At 36.4% G+C, this 18,281-nt stretch carries 20 protein-coding genes; 1 reads left to right on the top strand and 19 read right to left on the bottom strand.

All coding sequences use genetic code 11. The annotated features are described in order from the left end of the window. Positions 1-59: 59 nt before the first annotated feature. From folE to SM124_RS05460, 10 genes are all read right to left on the bottom strand, one after another. The gene (folE, locus tag SM124_RS05505) at positions 60-626 is read right to left on the bottom strand and encodes a GTP cyclohydrolase I FolE (protein WP_322445267.1); all 567 of its coding nucleotides are present in this window, start codon (positions 624-626) and stop codon (positions 60-62) included. A gap of 379 nt (positions 627-1,005) precedes the next feature. Further along, a complete protein-coding gene (gene hbs, locus SM124_RS05500) occupies positions 1,006-1,278 on the bottom strand; it encodes a non-specific DNA-binding protein Hbs (protein WP_142383442.1) in 273 nt (90 codons plus the stop codon). Between the two features lie 581 nt (positions 1,279-1,859). Then, positions 1,860-3,338 carry a stage IV sporulation protein A gene (gene spoIVA, locus SM124_RS05495; protein WP_322445266.1) on the bottom strand — a complete coding sequence of 493 codons (1,479 nt, stop codon included), beginning with the start codon at positions 3,336-3,338 and terminating at the stop codon, positions 1,860-1,862. Positions 3,339-3,548: 210 nt separating this feature from the next. Further along, complete coding sequence (locus SM124_RS05490) at positions 3,549-4,262, bottom strand: YphF family lipoprotein (protein ID WP_322445265.1); 714 nt, start codon at positions 4,260-4,262, stop codon at positions 3,549-3,551. 31 nt (positions 4,263-4,293) lie between these two features. Continuing rightward, positions 4,294-4,497, bottom strand: coding sequence for a DUF2768 domain-containing protein (locus SM124_RS05485; protein ID WP_322445264.1), 204 nt, complete (start codon positions 4,495-4,497; stop codon positions 4,294-4,296). 277 nt (positions 4,498-4,774) lie between these two features. Next, positions 4,775-5,821 carry an NAD(P)H-dependent glycerol-3-phosphate dehydrogenase gene (locus SM124_RS05480; RefSeq protein ID WP_322445263.1) on the bottom strand — a complete coding sequence of 349 codons (1,047 nt, stop codon included), beginning with the start codon at positions 5,819-5,821 and terminating at the stop codon, positions 4,775-4,777. Positions 5,822-5,895: 74 nt separating this feature from the next. Next, positions 5,896-7,206, bottom strand: coding sequence for a ribosome biogenesis GTPase Der (der, locus tag SM124_RS05475; RefSeq protein ID WP_322445262.1), 1,311 nt, complete (start codon positions 7,204-7,206; stop codon positions 5,896-5,898). Between the two features lie 194 nt (positions 7,207-7,400). Further along, complete coding sequence (locus SM124_RS05470) at positions 7,401-7,589, bottom strand: capping complex subunit for YIEGIA (protein WP_322445261.1); 189 nt, start codon at positions 7,587-7,589, stop codon at positions 7,401-7,403. Beyond that, a complete protein-coding gene (locus SM124_RS05465) occupies positions 7,589-8,479 on the bottom strand; it encodes a YIEGIA family protein (RefSeq protein ID WP_322445260.1) in 891 nt (296 codons plus the stop codon). Before SM124_RS05465 ends, SM124_RS05470 begins: the two co-directional genes overlap by 1 nt. Next, entirely contained in the window at positions 8,476-9,084 is a 609-nt protein-coding gene (locus tag SM124_RS05460; RefSeq protein ID WP_322445259.1) for a YphA family membrane protein, read from the bottom strand. Before SM124_RS05460 ends, SM124_RS05465 begins: the two co-directional genes overlap by 4 nt. 104 nt (positions 9,085-9,188) lie before the next feature. On the opposite strand from SM124_RS05460, the gene SM124_RS05455 reads away from it, so the two are divergent. Next, positions 9,189-9,335 (top strand): YpzI family protein, encoded by a 147-nt coding sequence (locus tag SM124_RS05455; RefSeq protein ID WP_322445515.1) that lies wholly within the window; start codon positions 9,189-9,191, stop codon positions 9,333-9,335. 222 nt (positions 9,336-9,557) lie between these two features. On the opposite strand, the gene fni is transcribed toward SM124_RS05455, so the two are convergent. The 9 genes from fni to prsW form a co-directional block, all read right to left on the bottom strand. Then, the gene (fni, locus tag SM124_RS05450) at positions 9,558-10,619 is read right to left on the bottom strand and encodes a type 2 isopentenyl-diphosphate Delta-isomerase (protein ID WP_322445258.1); all 1,062 of its coding nucleotides are present in this window, start codon (positions 10,617-10,619) and stop codon (positions 9,558-9,560) included. A 12-nt stretch (positions 10,620-10,631) separates the two neighbouring features. Next, positions 10,632-11,771: a 30S ribosomal protein S1 gene (rpsA, locus tag SM124_RS05445; RefSeq protein ID WP_322445257.1), complete on the bottom strand. Its 1,140-nt coding sequence runs from the start codon at positions 11,769-11,771 to the stop codon at positions 10,632-10,634. A 410-nt stretch (positions 11,772-12,181) separates the two neighbouring features. Further along, positions 12,182-12,763, bottom strand: coding sequence for a lysophospholipid acyltransferase family protein (locus SM124_RS05440; protein WP_322445514.1), 582 nt, complete (start codon positions 12,761-12,763; stop codon positions 12,182-12,184). Positions 12,764-12,765: 2 nt separating this feature from the next. Then, complete coding sequence (gene cmk, locus SM124_RS05435) at positions 12,766-13,437, bottom strand: (d)CMP kinase (protein WP_322445256.1); 672 nt, start codon at positions 13,435-13,437, stop codon at positions 12,766-12,768. Between the two features lie 519 nt (positions 13,438-13,956). Next, positions 13,957-14,136, bottom strand: coding sequence for a YpfB family protein (locus SM124_RS05430; protein WP_322445255.1), 180 nt, complete (start codon positions 14,134-14,136; stop codon positions 13,957-13,959). A gap of 61 nt (positions 14,137-14,197) precedes the next feature. Continuing rightward, positions 14,198-14,851, bottom strand: a complete 654-nt coding sequence (locus tag SM124_RS05425; RefSeq protein WP_322445254.1) for a flagellar brake protein — start codon at positions 14,849-14,851, stop codon at positions 14,198-14,200. Between the two features lie 248 nt (positions 14,852-15,099). Continuing rightward, positions 15,100-16,449, bottom strand: coding sequence for a germination protein YpeB (ypeB, locus tag SM124_RS05420; RefSeq protein WP_322445253.1), 1,350 nt, complete (start codon positions 16,447-16,449; stop codon positions 15,100-15,102). Between the two features lie 11 nt (positions 16,450-16,460). Beyond that, complete coding sequence (gene sleB, locus SM124_RS05415) at positions 16,461-17,369, bottom strand: spore cortex-lytic enzyme (protein WP_322445252.1); 909 nt, start codon at positions 17,367-17,369, stop codon at positions 16,461-16,463. 151 nt (positions 17,370-17,520) lie between these two features. Beyond that, the gene (gene prsW, locus SM124_RS05410) at positions 17,521-18,210 is read right to left on the bottom strand and encodes a glutamic-type intramembrane protease PrsW (protein WP_322445251.1); all 690 of its coding nucleotides are present in this window, start codon (positions 18,208-18,210) and stop codon (positions 17,521-17,523) included. Positions 18,211-18,281 lie beyond the last annotated feature (71 nt).

The following is an 18,281-nucleotide window of genomic DNA, read 5'->3' as shown; positions in this document are numbered from 1 at the left end:
GAAATCTTTCAGCCTTTTAATATTTTACTGTTCACATGTATGTTACGTAGGTAAATATCTTAATATTTAATTAGTGACAGTACTTCTGCACGAGCTTTCGCATCACTTGCAAGATTACCTCTTACTGCAGAAGTAACAGTTTTAGCACCCGGTTTCTTTACACCACGCATAGTCATACACATGTGCTCTGCTTCCACTATAACCATTACTCCATGTGGCTCTAACTTTTCCATAATAGAATCAGCAACAGTGGATGTGATACGTTCTTGTAATTGTGGTCTTTTGGCAACTGCCTCAACAGCTCTAGCTAATTTACTTAATCCTGTAACTCTTCCGTTTCTAGGAATGTAGGCAACATGTGCTACACCGTAAAAAGGAACTAAATGGTGTTCGCACATTGAATGGAATTGGATATCTTTAACTAGGACAAGCTCTTCATGATCCTCACCAAAAACAGTTTCGAAGTATTCTTTTGGATCTTGATTTAAACCTGAAAATACTTCCTCATACATTTTAGCTACACGTTTAGGAGTATCAAGTAATCCTTCACGATTAGGATCTTCACCGATCGCTTCTAGTATTAAGCGCACTGCATCTTCTATTTGGGCACGATTCACGTTAGACATTCTGCTTCCTCCAATTATTAAATAGGGTTGTATTCGAGAGCGAAAACAGCCTCAAGAAAAAGAGCCTTGATCAGCCCATGCTATACATTAATTTAAGATTTTATGTAAAATGGCAAGTAGGGATGAGCTTCTTTCCTACATTTACTCTCTATCATACCAATATTAGCACAACCATTTTCAAACAAGCAAAATAGAAGGCTCTCATAACGGCAAATCATTTTTACAAATAGTATGTAACGAATTACTCAAATCATCCAGTTAATGCGTCAAATTTCAACATAGAAATCTAAAACAAACTAGATTAGCTAGACACAAAAAAAGACCACGTATAAATGTGGTCTTTTTTTACAATCATAAGCTTAAAGTACTTTTTATGTAATTATTTCACTGCATCTTTAAGCGCTTTACCTGGTTTGAAAGCAGGAACCTTACTAGCAGAGATTTCGATTTCTTCTCCAGTTTGTGGGTTACGACCTTTTCGAGCCGCGCGCTCACGTACTTCAAAGTTACCGAATCCGATTAATTGTACCTTATCACCATTTTTTAAAGCATCTAAGATTGCATCGAAAACAGCATCAACTGCTTTAGTAGCGTCCTTTTTAGAAAGCTCGCTAGCTTCAGCAACTGCGTTAATTAATTCTGTCTTGTTCATGCCTTTCACCTCCTCCCAAAATATATAAATCATCAAAAACAACGTCTTATCTACATTTGTAAACAAAATTACTGAATTCTATACGTTGCTATGCCTTTTTTCTAGACATGCCTTATATTAAATGATAAAAATGAAAATTTCAAATGTTTTTCTCTTCAAACCCTTTATTTATAAGGCTTTCTTTAAAATTATCAGTAATTCTGATAAAAGATTATCATAATCATATGCTGTTATCAAGAAAAATTCAGCAAAATAATGGTAATCTTTATGTTTTTGAAACATTTTTGTAAAAAAATAATTGCTTATACATTATTCTTAATGTTTTTTAAAAGGCTGTTATCCAATAGAATTCTGGTTTAGATTATAGATTTTGCCCGTTCCTTTCCGCTCCAGGCACTAGCTTTCCGGGGGCGTTCGTCGAGCCTCCTCGTCGCAAGCTCCTGTGGGGTCTCGCCTGTAACGCTAATCCCCCAGGAGTCAAGTGCCTTCCGCTGCAATCCACTCACTGCTTCAAATGTTGTTAAAAACATTAATATTTTCGGATAATACAAAAAAAAGACCCCAAAATTGGAGTCTTATAACTATAGGATAATAGCAATTAGTCCGCCTGAGCCTTCGTTGATGATGCGCTCAAGGGTTTCTTTTAGTTTATATCGAGCGTTTTCTGGCATTAGGGATAATTTTGCTTGAATGCCTTCGCGTACGATTGAGCTTAAGCTGCGTCCGAAGATGTCTGAATTCCAGATTGAAAGTGGGTCGTCTTCGAAATCTTGCATTAAGTAGCGAACCAATTCTTCACTTTGCTTTTCTGTTCCGATAATCGGAGCAAATTCTGATTCCACATCTACTTTAATCATATGGATAGACGGTGCAACTGCTTTCAGACGAACTCCGAAACGTGCACCTTGACGGATGATTTCCGGCTCATCTAAGCTCATATCTGCTAGTGATGGAGCTGCAATTCCATATCCTGTTTGTTTAACCATTTTAAGAGCGTCTGCTACTTGATCATACTCTTGTTTAGCGTAAGCAAAGTCTTGCATTAACTCTAGTAAATGGTCTTTTCCACGGATCTCCACACCAACGATTTCTTTTAAAATATCATCGTATAGGTCGTCTGGAGCGAATAAATCGATTTCTGCTACCCCTTGCCCCATTTCAATTCCAGCAAGACTAGCACGGTCGATAAACTCGTAATCACTAAATAAGTGAACGACGCGGTCTACATCACGTAGGCGTTTAATGTCTTTCACTGTATCTTTCACAGCCTCTTGGTAGTTTTCACGAAGCCAGTGATCTTCTCTTAATACCATTACCCAGCTTGGAAGATTTACATTCACTTCAAGTACAGGGAATTCGTATAAAGCTTCACGCATAACACTCATAACATCATTTTCACGCATGCTCTCAACACTCATAGCTAATACAGGAATGTCATACTTTTCAGATAAATCTTTTCTTAGAGCTTCTGTATTTGGATGATGTGGTTGTACGCTATTAATTACCATGATAAATGGTTTTCCAACTTCTTTAAGCTCATCAATAACTCTTTGCTCTGCTTCGATATAATCAGAACGAGGAATTTCTCCAATCGTACCATCTGTAGTAATCACTACACCGATAGTAGAGTGCTCTTGAATTACTTTTCTAGTACCAATTTCCGCTGCCTCATGGAACGGAATAGGTTCTTCATACCAAGGAGTGTTAATCATTCGAGGACCATTTTCATCCTCGTACCCTTTCGCTCCAGGTACAGTATATCCAACACAATCTACTAATCTAATGTTCACATCTAAGCCTTCTCCTACATGTATAGAAGCCGCTTGGTTCGGAACAAATTTAGGTTCAGTTGTCATAATCGTTCTACCAGCTGCACTTTGAGGTAATTCATCTTGTGTTCGAGCTCGGTCTGCCTCGCTAGTCATGTTTGGTATAACAACTAGCTCCATAAACTTCTTAATAAAAGTTGATTTTCCTGTTCGAACTGCTCCAACTACTCCTAAATATATATCGCCGCCGGTTCTCTCAGCAATATCTTTAAAAATATCTACCTTTTCCAAGTGATCCCCTCCTGAATCCATTAGTGGGATAATATATATCCTAATAGTTTTATTGTATAGACACTATATGTTTATGATGTTGTCCTACTCGCTTATGACAGTTTTTCTAAATTTTTTTACCCCCTTATTAATGCCTACTATTTTATCGGGTGTAAAAACAAACAAAAAACCCTTCTCCTACAATGTATTTTAGTAGGTGAAGGGTTATGACTATTTTGTTAAAAAGATTGGTTCTTCTGTTTTTTCATCAATCGTATAAGGGAGAGAATAGGCTGGTACGAACATTGAATTAGTTACAAGGATATCCCTCATATCTTCTCCAGGTTGATAGTTATGTTTTTCCTTTTGCATGACCTGGTATAAATCACTTCGGTAGTCTACATAGATTTCTGCATCTCCACTAATGACAAAGGGAAGGTTTTGATTGGTGAAGGGGCTGACCACATATGGATCTTCCTTATAGCCCAGTTTTTTAAAATCTAATGTATAAACATTACCCGCAATTCTCTCTTTAAATGGCGGATACTCCTGCATTTTCAGGCGTATTTTTATTTCCCTAATCGTCTCTGAAATACGAAGATCAAACAATTTGACTGTCGGGTTATTTTCTACATCTACTAAAACATATTGAAAGATTCCGCCAGATTCAAATGAATTACCAGGATGATCAGCTAAATACTTAGGGACAATTTTCTTGAATTCGATTGGGTACTTTTGATAAATAGGAGTTTCCATGTCCCTTGTTTTAATAGGTAGGAGCCCCCCATTATCCTCTTGATACTGCTTGATTGCATTTTGAACCGCATCTACCTGGTCCTTATAGGGTGTCTGATTTTGAGCCATTTTTTCTTCAGGATACATACATCCAGATAAAATGGTCGTAGCAATTATAAAAATTAATAAAAGGTAAAATTTATTTTTCATTCTTATCAACCCTTAATGTATGTAGTTTAGGCTATTCATTAGTGGGTCCACTAAATACGACAAAGAAAATCACGATTCCAGAAACAATCATAAAACTATAAGCTAATAAAGCGGATATAAATTTTAATACACCGTTTTTTATTTTAAAACGGCTAAGATAAATCATGATTATAGAAATAAACATAAATCCCATTGCACCTAATGAAACCCACATTTTTAACATTGCTGGTGACATGTACATCCTCTCCTTTTTCCGAAAAGTATTATACCATAGTAGGATGAATTTTTATTCGATTTTTTAAAATAACCATAAATTATATAGATTTATGGTCACCATTATATAGGAAAACGAAAAAAAGACTAAAGTAAAGAAGGGGCAAGCTCCTTACTTTAGTCCGAATGACTAAATACTCCATTCACCCTGTTCATTTCACCAGTTTGCTTCGTAGCATCTTATGCTAAATGCATACGTTTCGCATCCTCGTTTGCCTATATTTTAAGAATATTATTCATCAATCTTTTTCACCTAACACATTTGTTAAGTCTTCCATCTCATGCGTCTTCACACGAGCCATGAGCTTATCTACTTCGTCTTTAGGACTAGCATTATTAAACAGTACATTATAAAGGGCTGTTGTGATTGGCATTCTTACTTCATATTTTTGTGCTAATTGGTATGCGGCTTTTGTTGTTCTAACACCTTCAACAACCATCCCCATATTATCCAATACTTCTTGAAGATTATGGCCTTTACCTAATAAATTACCAGCTCTCCAATTTCGAGAGTGGACGCTTGTACATGTTACAATAAGGTCACCTATCCCAGTTAAACCAGAGAAGGTTAATGGACTTGCACCCATTTTGGTTCCAAGTCGAGCAATTTCGGTTAATCCACGTGTAATTAAGGCTGCTTTTGCATTATCTCCATACCCAAGACCATCCGTAATTCCGGCAGCAAGAGCAATAATATTCTTAAGTGCACCACCGATTTCTACCCCTACAATATCAGGGTTTGTGTAAACTCTAAAGTTATTATTGATAAATATATCTTGAATCTTCTCAGCTGCTTCCATTCGCTTTGAAGAGGCCGTAACGGTTGTTGGGTGTCTCAGACTAACTTCTTCAGCGTGACTTGGGCCAGACAAAACAACAACATCTTTTAGCAACTCTTCAGGCATTTCCTCTTCAATCATTTCTGAGATTCGAAGGAACGTATCCGGTTCAATTCCTTTACTAACATGAACAACTGTCAGAGGATGTTTATGCACAGTTGTAATCTTGTTTAATACCTCTCTAATTGCCTTAGTAGGAACAGCTAAAATAATCGTATCAATTCCTACTAAAGCTTCCTCTAAAGAGGAGTAACCGATAATGCCCTCAGGTAAAATAACGTCACCTAAGTATTTTGTATTGGTATGATTTTGATTAATTTCATCTATTTGAGAAGGATTATGTCCCCAAAGACGTACTTCATGACCGTTATCTGCAAGGACTAAAGCTAACGCAGTCCCCCAACTTCCAGCTCCCACAACAGCTACTTTTTCTCTAATTTGTTCCATTTAATCACAACCTTTAACCTTATTGACTACTTACATATCTATTGTTATTACTAACAACAACATGAAACAGCCTCTTATTTTCTTTCTCTAGCAAAGATCTTGATTGGTGTACCTTCAAAACCAAAAGCATCCCTTATTCTGTTTTCTAAGAAGCGTTTATAAGAGAAGTGCAATAGTTCTGGGTCATTAACAAACACAACAAATGTAGGTGGCTTTACTGAAACTTGAGTGGTATAGTAAATTTTTAATCGTTTACCATTATCTGTCGGTGTTGGATTCATAGCCACAGCGTCCATAATAATGTCATTTAATACACTTGTTTCAACTCGCATCGAATGGTTTTCACTTGCCATGTTAATCATTGGCGTTAATGTATGGATACGTTTTTTAGTTTTAGCAGATAAAAAGACGATCGGTGCATAATCTAAGAATTGAAAATGACTTCTAATTTTTTCTTCATATTCCTTCATCGTCTTTTCGTCTTTATCAACAGCATCCCATTTATTAACAACAATAATAACAGCTCGTCCCGCTTCATGAGCATAACCGGCAATATGTTTATCTTGCTCAATAATACCTTCTTCAGCGTCTAAAACGACTAAGACAACATCTGAACGCTCAATTGCTCTTAAAGCACGTAGGACACTATATTTTTCTGTCGTTTCATACACTTTCCCTTTTTTCCTCATACCTGCTGTATCAATGATGACATATTTGTCCCCATTAATCGAGACAAGAGAGTCAATAGCGTCTCTAGTGGTTCCCGCAATATTACTAACAATAACACGCTCTTCCCCAAGAATAGCATTAACTAATGATGATTTTCCAACATTAGGTCGACCAATAAGTGAAAATTTAATGACATCATCCTCGTACTGATTTTCCTCATGTTTAGGAAAATGTTTCGCTGCTTCATCCAATAAATCTCCAAGTCCAAGACCATGAGAACCTGAGATTGGGAACGGTTCACCAAATCCTAGAGCATAAAAATCATAAATTTGATCCCTCATATCAGGGTTATCAATTTTATTTACCCCTAACACAACAGGCTTTTTCGCTTTATAAAGGATTTTTGCTACTTCTTCATCTGCAGCGGTTACACCTTCTCTTCCATTTGTTAGAAAAATGATGACATCTGCTTCATTAATGGCAATTTCTGCTTGTTGGCGAATTTGTTCTAAAAATGGTTCATCTCCAATATCAATACCGCCCGTATCAATAATATTGAAATCATGTGTTAGCCATTCTGCTGAACCGTAGATACGGTCTCTCGTTACTCCTGGTATATCTTCTACAATGGATACACGTTCTCCAACTATACGATTGAAAATGGTTGATTTACCCACATTCGGACGACCAACGATGGCTAAAACTGGTTTTACCACATATATCATTCCTTTCGGTTTTTCAGGCTTTGTCATTTAAATTTTATGTAGAAAAGAGTTTCTTTTGTTTGACCCTTTATACAATAAAAACAATTCCATTAGTAAAATAAACCCTTCTTTTCGTAGAAGGGTCTAACCTCATTATATTATCAAAGAGGATTCTTCCTCGCAATGAAAACATTGGCAGCTATTTTCTAGTGCTTGACGATTACATACATTTCATCTGTTAATGAATGGGCAATGCCGTCTAATATCGCCTCTAAATTAGCTGTGATTTGCTCCATTTCCTTTGTATCATCACAATGAAAAACCGCCGCCCCACTTGGTACCTTCTTTGGATTTGTTGTTATGACAGCAAGGATAAATTTATTCAATGAGGACATCATGAACTTCCTTTCATCTTTTTGTTCCGTTCTGAAGGCATTCTGATTGCATTTTCCAATACAGGAACATTACAGATAATCTTTAATGCTTTATCTATATCTTTTTCTTGTGGAAGGACGAATACACCTATTCTTCCGTCATCTAAGTCCCTTTTGGCAAGAGGGACTAAAGCTGGTGTCCCAGAGTCTCTATAGACCCCCAGTGCGGTTGAAACATCATGTAAAATGGCTTGTCTTTGACCTAAATTTGCAATGGTTGATCTAGAGTTGAAGTTTTTTGGTTTTAAGACAAATCCCATCCCGTACCTTAGTACTTCCTCTTGTCTTGCAGGTAAGCCGATATTCATAATATAAATGTTATCAACATATAACCCGGCACCATCAAACCTTGGTTCAATGAATTCGATGTCAACGATGTCTCCTACTTTTCCACCAGACATTAATAATTTTGAGATAATAACAGCCACGATAGCAGCCACAATAGCTACCCATATATTTACTAATAAATAGGTCATAGTACTGACTAATGACGTAAAAATCACTAGATAGTTACGACTTTCAAAGGCAACAGCTATCCCCTCAATATAAGTTTTCCCCCTAGGAACTAGCTCTAAATTATCCAATTCCGCCAGAGTATTACGCTCCATGTTCCTTACTTCGCGAAATTGTGAAGCCGCAAGTGTTAAAAAGGTTATAGCAGTAAATTCCTCTTCTAAAATGGAAGGCACTGCTACTGTTCCTAAACCGGCAGCAATAAAACCAAGAGCAACGTGAATAATTTTTCCATGAAGATAGGTTGGATATTGTCGGTAGTCAGACCTTAACATATAAATCCTAGTAGCTGTTCCAATAACTAATCCAAAAATAATAGGGTATGTGTATTCACTCATGATAGTTTATGCTTCTCCCTTTCTAGATGATTAAAGTGATGTTCGAATAATGCTGTTAATCTCTCAAAGCCACTCCAAGCGAGGATAAAGGCTGCTGTAATGGCCATAACATCCAAACAGGAAAGAGAGCCAATTTCGTAATCAAAAGAAAACCTTCTTAATACAATGGCAAATAAGATCTCACCCTGGGCGATACTTAAAACCATCGTTACTAACCTCATATAAAAACGTCTTTCAACCAGAATCGTAAAGTAAGCCATAATTAATCCTAAAAGCCAGGCTCGATTAAAAATAATCCAAACTGGGTCATATAACTCGAACAATTGAAAGCTTGTATAAGCCAACATGCCGATGAATGAAGTTAAAATCATATATAGAAATGTTTTCCCCTTAATTGTCCCTAATACAATGTAGGCTGTAGTGAGCATAAAGAGAGCTGTAGCAGATATCTGAAACCCTAATAAATCAATTGTGTGTAATGAAGTTATAATGGCAAATAGTAACCAAATTGAGATTTTAAAACGATATGGATTATCCTTTTTTACAAAAAAGGTTGTTAGTACCCAGTACATCCAAAAGAGCCAATAAAATACGATTCCTTCCACACTACACCTCCTATCATTTACATTATGGCTAATGGTTATGTACTTTAATCGCTGCATGAATAAACTTTCGAATTAGACTCATGTTAATGATAGGAGGTGTGATGATGGGAAAAGACCGCCAAGAAAAAAAATTAAGAAAAAGTGGACGTATTAATGAATCAGATCGCGACCAAGCGCTTCATTACCCAGGAGCAACAAAACTGTCTAGCCCTGAGGAAGCAAGATCTTTGAATGATAACAAGTATAGTTAATTAAGAAAAGTGGAAGCGCCCCGTTTAGCGACGTATGGACTGGAGCTCCTCGACTGAGATAAAGGAAACACGAAGAGCGAGAGCGATTCGATGTTGACTTATCGTAGGGAGAGGAGAGAAGTACACTAGTCGCTGGGCGCTGGAACTAGACAGTAGTCTAACTCCAAAAAGCTTAATTTTTCTTACCTAGATACAAAAAAAGCTCTCGCTTTTGCGAGAGCTTTACTTTTGTATCTTTCTTTGACTGAACTTCTTTGTATTAATACCACGCTCATTAAGCCAATGATAAGTGTCTTTTGATATGATTAAAGGAACTTGATGTAATTCACTGATATTCTTTGCTCCAAGTGCTGTCATCATCATAGTAAGGTCGGTTTTCGTTTCGTTAATCTCCTCAATCAGTTTGGTCAAACCATCCTTTAGTAAAATCTTTAAAAAGTACCCTGCTAAACCAACAGCAGTGGACCCTAACGCTAAAGATTTTACCATATCTAAACTCGTTTGGATTCCACCTGATCCAATGATGGACAAGTGAGGATGTTGCTCCTTTGCCTCTATAATCGAGACAGCAGTAGGAATTCCCCAGTCATTGAAATAAGAAAGAAGTCTTGCCCTTCTTTCATTCTCAATCTTGGCGAAATTTGTTCCTCCAAATCCACCCACATCTACTATAGATACTCCAACTGAGGCTAATTGTTTGACCGTTTCCATGCTCATACCAAAACCAACTTCTTTAACGATAATAGGGATATTTAATTGTTCTACTAACGTTTCGATTCTTTTTAAAGCTCCTGTGAAATCACGATCTCCTTCTGGCATGGTTAGTTCTTGAACGGTATTCAGATGGATTTGCAAAGCATTAGCTTCTATCATATCAACTGCAGCCTTAGCTTGGTCTACTGTTGCTTCACTACCTAAATTTCCAATAACTATTCCATTTGGATTTTCCTTCCTTACAATCCTGTAAGTATCCCTTTCAATCGGATCTTTCAATGCAGACATTTGTGATCCTACAGCCATCGCAATTTTTGTTTCGTGGGCTGCTATGGAAAGGTCCCGGTTAATCTGGAGTGTCTTTTCACCGCCACCACCCGTCATCGCATTTATAAAAATTGGCGAACTTAAAAAAAGTTCGCCAATTTTAACATCTAATTTTACATCAGATAATGCAATATTAGGTAAGCTTTGGTGGACAAACGTGATATCGTCGAAGCCGGTCATCCTAGTTTGACCTGTTGAAAGAGCATATTCAATATGGTCCCATTTACGCTTAGATCTAGTCACTTTTCATCACCATTATTTTTTTAAGTTCTTTAGTTGATCACCAATCATTTCACCTAGTTGGAATCCTTTGGACTCCTCCGGTAATTCGTAATCAGTTGGGAATTCAGATTCTTTTTCTTCCAATTCTTTAATACTTAAAGATAAACGTTGGTCTTGTTCGTTTACCTCAAGAACCTTCACTTGTACTTCTTGGCCTTCTTTTAACACTTCATGTGGAGTAGCAATATGCTTGTGGGAAATTTGCGAAATATGAACTAAGCCCTCAACTCCAGGATACAGTTCAACAAATGCTCCGTATGAAACTAATCTCTTTACTACTCCTGTCAGAACGCTACCTTTTGGTGCCTTTTCTCCAATAGAAGCCCAAGGTCCAGGTAATGTTTCTTTAATAGATAGTGAAATTCTTTCATTGTCACGATCTACACTTAACACCTTTACTCTAACTTTCTGTCCTTCTTCTACAACGTCAGAAGGCTTTTCCACATGCTCATGTGATAATTGAGAGATATGGACTAACCCATCAATCCCACCGATATCAACAAAAGCTCCAAAATCAGTTATTCTTTGAACTGTACCATCTAAAACTTGACCAGCATGAAGCGTTTGAAGAAGGTCTAGTTTATGTTTCCCTTTTTCTTCTTCAATCACTGCACGGTGTGAAAGGATTAAACGATTTTTTTCTTTATCTAATTCCACAATTTTAAAAGTTAATGTTCTTCCTTTATAATCAGTAAAGTCTTCTACAAAGCGAGCTTCAACTAATGATGCAGGAACAAACCCTCTAACGCCTAAATCTACTACAAGGCCGCCTTTTACAACATCCTTAATCTCAGCTTCGAATACTTCACCGCTAACAAATTTTTTCTCTAATTCATCCCATGCCTTTTCAGCATCTACTTTTCTTTTTGATAAAATAAGGGCATCTTCTTCGACTTTAGTTACTTCAAGGTCAAGCTCATCCCCTTCAGCAACCACGTCATTTGCCTTCTCAACGTGGATACTAGATAATTCGCTAATTGGAATGATTCCATCGAGTTTACTAGCTTCAATATTAACAATAACTTGTTTTTCTTCCACCTTTGTTACTTGCCCTTTTATTCTGTCTCCAACCTCAAAATTTCTAACTTCTACTTGATTCATTTCTTCAGACATATGTACTCCTCCTTATCCAATGACTACTCCATAATCGTTATGTCAGTGATGTGGTATCACATATGAAAACATTCTCTCTGAATCTTTTAGAAAAATCTAAAAAATCCCTTTTTAATAACTTCTTACAAAACCGGTTTTTTGTCAAGCAAGAACCTTCTTACTTCTACTAAAACATCTTGAATTAACCTAGATATTTTTACATCAATATTTTATTTAGGCTGTTTTCGTAATGATTGTTGTTAAAGTAAAAATCCAGAAGCCGATTTTTACCCTAACTAGTTAAAGAGTGCTACATATTTTGATGGTAAGGCTTTTTCTAAAACTGATAACCTTATAAATCCAATGTAGCATGTATAACCTTTAGGCAAGTATATCTAAGCGAAAAGCAACAAAGTTTTAGAAAAGAGCCTTTATTTATTACTCTTCATAATGAGTTTAATTTCATTCATAATGGTATCTGTAACTTCCTCTGCAGATGCTTTCCTTTGTCTTAATTCATCCATTTGAATCGGTTTACCAAACACCACTTTTAGTTTATTAAATGCCTTATAAGGACCAATGATGGCACAAGGCACAACATAACAATCAGACCGTAAGGCAAAGAACCCAGCTCCCGCTAATCCTTTCCCTACTTCCCCATTTTTACTTCTCGTTCCCTCAGGAAATAGTCCAAGGACATTTCCTTCTTTTAATACTGCTAAACCCTTACGCAGTGCCTCTCGGTCACTCATCCCTCTTTTAACAGGAAATGCATTTAAATGATTTACGAGTTTGCCAAGAACGGGAACTGAAAATAGTTCTTCTTTTGCCATAAAATGAACAGGACGTGGTGCAGTTATGCCGACAACAGGTGGGTCGAAATTATGTATATGATTAGCACAAAGAAGGACTCCACCTTCTTTCGGCATATTTTCAGCACCAACAATCTCTATTCGATATAAAGGTTTAAAAATAGAGTACACCACGGTTTTGGCAAACGAGTAAAACGTCACATTCATCCGATCCTTTCTATTGCTATAGACATAATCTGATCAACAACCTCATGGATTCCTAGGGAAGTTGTATCAATTTCAACTGCATCCGAAGCTTTTGTAAGAGGAGCCACTTCACGCTCTGAATCCAGTTTGTCTCGATTAGCGATTTCCATTTTTAATTGCTCTAGGTCTGAAAGAAATCCCTTTTTAAGGTTTTCTTCATGACGGCGTTTCGCTCTTTCTTCTACACTTGCTAAAAGAAAGATTTTTACTTCAGCATGTGGAAGCACATGAGTTCCGATGTCTCGACCGTCCATAACAACGCCGCCATCTACAGCAAATTGTTGTTGTCTTTTAACCATTTCCTCCCGAATTTCTTTGTGCTTAGCAACAACTGAAACATTGTTCGTAACTTCTGATGTTCTAATTTCATTTGTTACATTTTTTCCATCAAGAAAAACAAGTTGTCCCTCTTCACTTGGAAATAGCTCTATTTTTGTTTCTCTAAGGGTGTTAATTAATCCTGCTTCATCTTGAAGGTCAATGTTATTTTCTAGCGCTTTATATGTGATAGCTCTATACATTGCTCCTGTATCGATATATATATATGATAGCTTTTCTGCAATTATTTTTGCTACTGTACTTTTTCCAGCAGCTGCAGGCCCATCTATTGCAATCGAAATACGACTCATGTTTTTCCTCCTAAAGTACATTGGTTGTCTAAGTATTATGTTTGAACAACTAATTTTGTATAATTGTCCATTTATAAAGCAACTACTTTATTTTATCATAAGTGGTTATTTTGCTATATACTTCTATTTTTTATTTTTTCTTACTACCCGTTAAATATTTATGTAAAACTTAATGGGAATTAATTTAGTATTATTAAATAAAAAAACTAGTGTCCAAAAAAGAGCATAAAAAAACAGGTATTTTCTACCTGCGTTAAATTTATTTATACTATTAAATAGTTTTAAGATTACATGCTCTATTAAAATTGACTTACTAAACCGTTGATTTCCGCTCCGGGCGAACGCTTTCCGCGGGGTGTAGCTTGAGCCTCCTCAGTCGCTTCGCTCCTTGCGGGGTCTCAAGTCCACACTATTCCCGCAGGAGTCGTCACCCTACGCTCCAATCAACTAATAACCGGGTATTATGTTAGAGGACTTATTACTTAAACAAAAAAGTAATAGTTATAATAACTTAAATTTTTATTTTCCATTAAAGGTTTCTAAAAGTTCAGAGAAGTTGTTTTCTGTTACACCTTCGTATTGTGTAATTTCTTTTAGTTCTGGAAATGCGTCGTATTTATGAAAGAATACTTGCGTGATAATTAGAAATATAAATTGGACTACGATTACTTTTATTAAGATTCTTTCTATGATTTTCATCGATTTCTCCCCCGTGTAGTTTACTACCATTATGGGGGATCTCAGGTGAATTTATTCTAATCTATAAGCCTTTTTTCTTTAATAGCAACTGTCGATCAAAACAAAAACGAAGGAGTAATTGTCGATCAGTAGGGTTTATGTCTGTAAACTGAACAGAAACCTTGTTTCTCTCAGCATCTAAAGGGATTATCCTAATGATACTGCTCTCAAATTTTAAATAATGGTATTCTCCATTTTGTAACGGTAGGACAAGCCAAGTATTAATCTTCATTCCAGCTTTTAATTTTGAGTGATTGTTTGTTATAAATGCCACTCCACCTGCACTAATATCATCCGTTACAGTTGTAAAAGCAGGAAATTCTTGATCGGTAGAATGAACAGCAATATCTATAGCTGTCTCCACTCTTACATACTGTCTTCTTTGGATTTTAATTAAATGTTCATCTCCAGGGTAAGACAGTATTAACATAGGGATGTTTTGTTTTAACCTGCCTAATACTTCCGTTTCAAAGAGATAAACGGTCCCCTCCTGTGTAACAAAAGACCCTTTTAATTGAGTGCCGTCTAGGAGAAAGGCTGTTTTATTTGTCTGTGTATTTATAGGGTAATCGATATAAAGATGATTTCCTTTTCTTTCAACAAGCTTACACTTTAGCTTTTCAAATTTATCAGAATACTTAATCTCTAAAATAATGTTATCTCCGATTTTTAACATGTACTCACACTTTCCTATTTCCCAATTATGCTTCCACTTTTTTGCCCATATAGGTTAAATTTACTACTAATCTTAATTTATATGAAAACTAATAAAATTTCCACCTAAAAGTGTTGTCTTTATTACAGAATCACCTAATTTTGGATATCCTTTTCCAAAGAATCCTCTCTTCCATAGAAAGAGGAAAAGTCGAAATGACTTTTCCTCACAGAGTTTATGTTACTTAGCAATTTATTATAGTAGCCTTTTTAAACAACATCCTCATAAAGTGGCTCAGCGTTTCTTAGCTTTTCTACTTTTTCTTCTATACCGCTTTCAGCATTGATAAAAATTCGATAAGTGTCGTCTCCTAGCACACCTAGAAATTCATAGCACAATACTTCTTCATTTAAGTCGTTAACTATAACTGCCACTCTGTCTTCCATTACTTTTACATTAGGATTCAGTTTATCCTTGGCCTCACCTTTAGCCATTTTGGCCTTTGGAATCTCTCTTTGATGATGAGATTTTAAATATTCTTCAGCTGATAAACCGATAATTTTTCCGTTATCTAGAGCAACTTTGACGTTAATTGCGTCAGGATAAATTCTTACATCATTTTCATTCGTAACAAATGTAAAAACACCAATATTATCGTACTGATTACTCTCAAATAAATCTAAATTCTCAAATCCGTTATCTCTCAAAAATTTAATCGCTTGGTTAGTCGCATCATTTAAACTAATCGATTGTTTTTTAACATCCCGGTCGTTAATGAACCAAATGGGGTAGCCACCTTTTTTAGTGATATCCATGTTTGATTCATTCTTTGTTTTTTTGTTGAGAAGAGAGACGCTAAAGAAACCATAATTTGAACCTTTACCGTTTTCCGTAACCCGTACATCCACATTTCCATTAGCTCCAGCATACTTTTTCGCAATCTTAATTGCTTCTCGTTCTGAAATCGTCTTTCCTTTTAAATATTTGTAGTTATCATCTTGTTTTTGGAGCCCGATTGATGTTGGACCAAAATCTGTCTCACCGTAGCTTTCAACAGTTTTTTCAACTGTTTGAAAACCATCGATAATGGTATTATCATTTGGTGCTTTTTCAGACGCTAAAGCTAATTCAACATCCATCCATCTTAAGTTTTTTTCTAGAACCATATGTTGTACCGTTCTTAGTTCCTTTTGAATCTCTGCAGATTGTTTATACAATCCCTTGAGTGTTTTATATTCCTTGTCGGAAAGCGGTTCATCGCCTAAATCTCTTACTGCCGCTCGATAACTAAAATCTCCAATCTTCGCTAAAAATTCCTCCGTCTTATTAAATGGTAACAACGTCAAAGGTAATTGGCCTACATCACTATGTGCTTCTGAAGTGATTTTCCAAACCTCAGCAAGAGCAGGAGATAATGATTCCCTTGAATTCATTGCCAGTGTTGTTCCAATTTTATCGTTCAACAAATCCACTTGGTACGTTAAATCATGGAATGCCCTTTGGTAGCTGTTTTCCGCATTTAATAAGACAGCATTTTTTTCTCGATGTTCTTGATAGCCCCAGAATGCTGTACCTGCAACGCCTAAAGTTAAAATTCCTATAAGGATACCCCTAAGCAATGATCTCACCCCTATTTACAGAATATATGCTTGCCAATTTTCTTGATTTGTGGTCTTGTCCATATCCATCCACTCGTTGCTGTGTCAGGGTTAAAATAATACAGTGCATGTCCAGTCGGATCCCAGCCATTCATCGCATCTAATACGGCCTTTTTCGCTTGTTCATTTGGAGTTAACCAAATTTGTCCGTCCGCCACTGCTGTAAATGCACGTGGCTCAAAAATTACTCCTGAAACCGTATTCGGAAATGTTGCACTTCTTACACGATTTAATATTACGGCTGCTACCGCCACTTGTCCTACATAAGGCTCACCTCTTGCCTCACCGTAAACGGCATTCGCCATAAGTTGAATATCATTTTGTGAAAAGCCGTTTGGTACGTTTGTTGCTGACGGCTTTTGCTGCGCTTGAGGCTGTGCAGCTTGTTGCCCTGCTCCACCCTGAGCTTGTGGTTGTTGAGTTTGAGGAGTTGTCTGCCCTGTTGGCTGCTGCCTAGCTTGTTGATTTCCACCTGTTGCAGGACCCTTTTGTTTGTTTAAATCGACTCCGCCATAGTGGGTAAACTTTTTGCCTTTGTTTAATGCATTTTTTACGTGTTGCTCATTATATTTTGAGGCTTTTACTAATTTATTCTTTGTTTCTTGTCCGGCTAACCCATCTATAGGTAACCCGAATTCATATTGGAAATTTCTTAACGCCCAATACGTTCCCCATCCAAAAACACCATCAATTTTCCCATTATAAAAACCTAAATACTGTAAACGAGATTGAAGCTCGATTACATCATCTCCAACTGCACCGTGCTGGATTATTTGTGGCGAAAAAGCATTCACTTGATGTTCTGGTATCGACATTGGAACCAGTAACACACAAATAGTTACTAATATGAATACTTTCATTAATAAAATTTTTCTTTTCATGGTTTGCAACCCCCAGATGTAAATCTTATTAACATTAAACCTATTTTTTGTAGTACATGGATTTTTATACAAAAGTATTTCCTAATATTGAAATTCAAGAAAAGTGGAAGCGTCTTGGTTAGCCCCGACAAGCAAAAAAACAGCCTTCATCTCATAAATGAAGGCTGTTTGGTACTTCGATTGATGGGTCGCTATGTTTACCGCTTAGAGAACGAGCAATTTTTACTTTCCGTAGGGCTAACCACCATAAGAAAACCATAAAAGGTAGAATATAAAACACCCAATAATCAAAAGAAATAAGAATATAGTCATAAACTCCATGTAAAAGAAAAGGAACAGATAAGGACAGTAGAATCCATTTTGATTTAAGAACTTGGCTAAATTTCCCTTTACCTAAGTAATAGCCCATAATCACTCCAAAAAGTGCATGACTTGACACAGGTAAAAGGGCTCTCCCGATCGCGTGCTCAAGTCCATTGGCAATTAAATAAAGAATATTTTCTGCTGTAGCAAACCCTAGCGAAACGGAAACTCCATACACGATCCCGTCATAAGGTTCATCAAAAATGACATGTTGGTACACAGTATAAAATAAAATAAACCATTTAAAAAATTCTTCTAATAGACTTGTTGAAAGGAAAGCCTTTATAAAGTCCGATTGAACAATGTTTTCAACTTCAAATACATATTGGATAAACATGATAGGAAACACAAGTAAAGCACCAAATATGAAGGTACGTAAAACCATTGAAATTGGCTCAGATTCATATTCATCTTTTAAATAAAAATAACTCAACAATGCCAATCCAGGTGCAATCCCGGCAGACAAAATTCCGAACATGATAATCCTCTTTTCAAATCCTTTTATATAATCCTAACATGTTATGTATAGATTTAAAATGAAATATTCAG

Source organism: Robertmurraya mangrovi (assembly GCF_034427655.1).
GTDB lineage: Bacteria > Bacillota > Bacilli > Bacillales > Cytobacillaceae > Robertmurraya_A > Robertmurraya_A mangrovi.
This window is presented reverse-complemented; position numbering and strand designations above follow the sequence as displayed.

What these genes read in the sequence shown, in the direction of transcription:
- cmk (WP_322445256.1), bottom strand. Translation starts at nt 13,437, where the DNA reads ATGAGTCGTATTTCGATTGCAATAGATGGGCCTGCAGCTGCTGGAAAA.
- hbs (WP_142383442.1), bottom strand. Translation starts at nt 1,278, where the DNA reads ATGAACAAGACAGAATTAATTAACGCAGTTGCTGAAGCTAGCGAGCTT.
- sleB (WP_322445252.1), bottom strand. Translation starts at nt 17,369, where the DNA reads ATGAAAAGAAAAATTTTATTAATGAAAGTATTCATATTAGTAACTATT.
- folE (WP_322445267.1), bottom strand. Translation starts at nt 626, where the DNA reads ATGTCTAACGTGAATCGTGCCCAAATAGAAGATGCAGTGCGCTTAATA.
- rpsA (WP_322445257.1), bottom strand. Translation starts at nt 11,771, where the DNA reads ATGTCTGAAGAAATGAATCAAGTAGAAGTTAGAAATTTTGAGGTTGGA.
- SM124_RS05480 (WP_322445263.1), bottom strand. Translation starts at nt 5,821, where the DNA reads ATGGAACAAATTAGAGAAAAAGTAGCTGTTGTGGGAGCTGGAAGTTGG.
- SM124_RS05425 (WP_322445254.1), bottom strand. Translation starts at nt 14,851, where the DNA reads ATGTTAAAAATCGGAGATAACATTATTTTAGAGATTAAGTATTCTGAT.
- SM124_RS05465 (WP_322445260.1), bottom strand. Translation starts at nt 8,479, where the DNA reads ATGAGTGAATACACATACCCTATTATTTTTGGATTAGTTATTGGAACA.
- SM124_RS05455 (WP_322445515.1), top strand. Translation starts at nt 9,189, where the DNA reads ATGGGAAAAGACCGCCAAGAAAAAAAATTAAGAAAAAGTGGACGTATT.
- SM124_RS05490 (WP_322445265.1), bottom strand. Translation starts at nt 4,262, where the DNA reads ATGAAAAATAAATTTTACCTTTTATTAATTTTTATAATTGCTACGACC.
- prsW (WP_322445251.1), bottom strand. Translation starts at nt 18,210, where the DNA reads ATGTTCGGAATTTTGTCTGCCGGGATTGCACCTGGATTGGCATTGTTG.
- SM124_RS05485 (WP_322445264.1), bottom strand. Translation starts at nt 4,497, where the DNA reads ATGTCACCAGCAATGTTAAAAATGTGGGTTTCATTAGGTGCAATGGGA.
- SM124_RS05470 (WP_322445261.1), bottom strand. Translation starts at nt 7,589, where the DNA reads ATGTCCTCATTGAATAAATTTATCCTTGCTGTCATAACAACAAATCCA.
- SM124_RS05430 (WP_322445255.1), bottom strand. Translation starts at nt 14,136, where the DNA reads ATGAAAATCATAGAAAGAATCTTAATAAAAGTAATCGTAGTCCAATTT.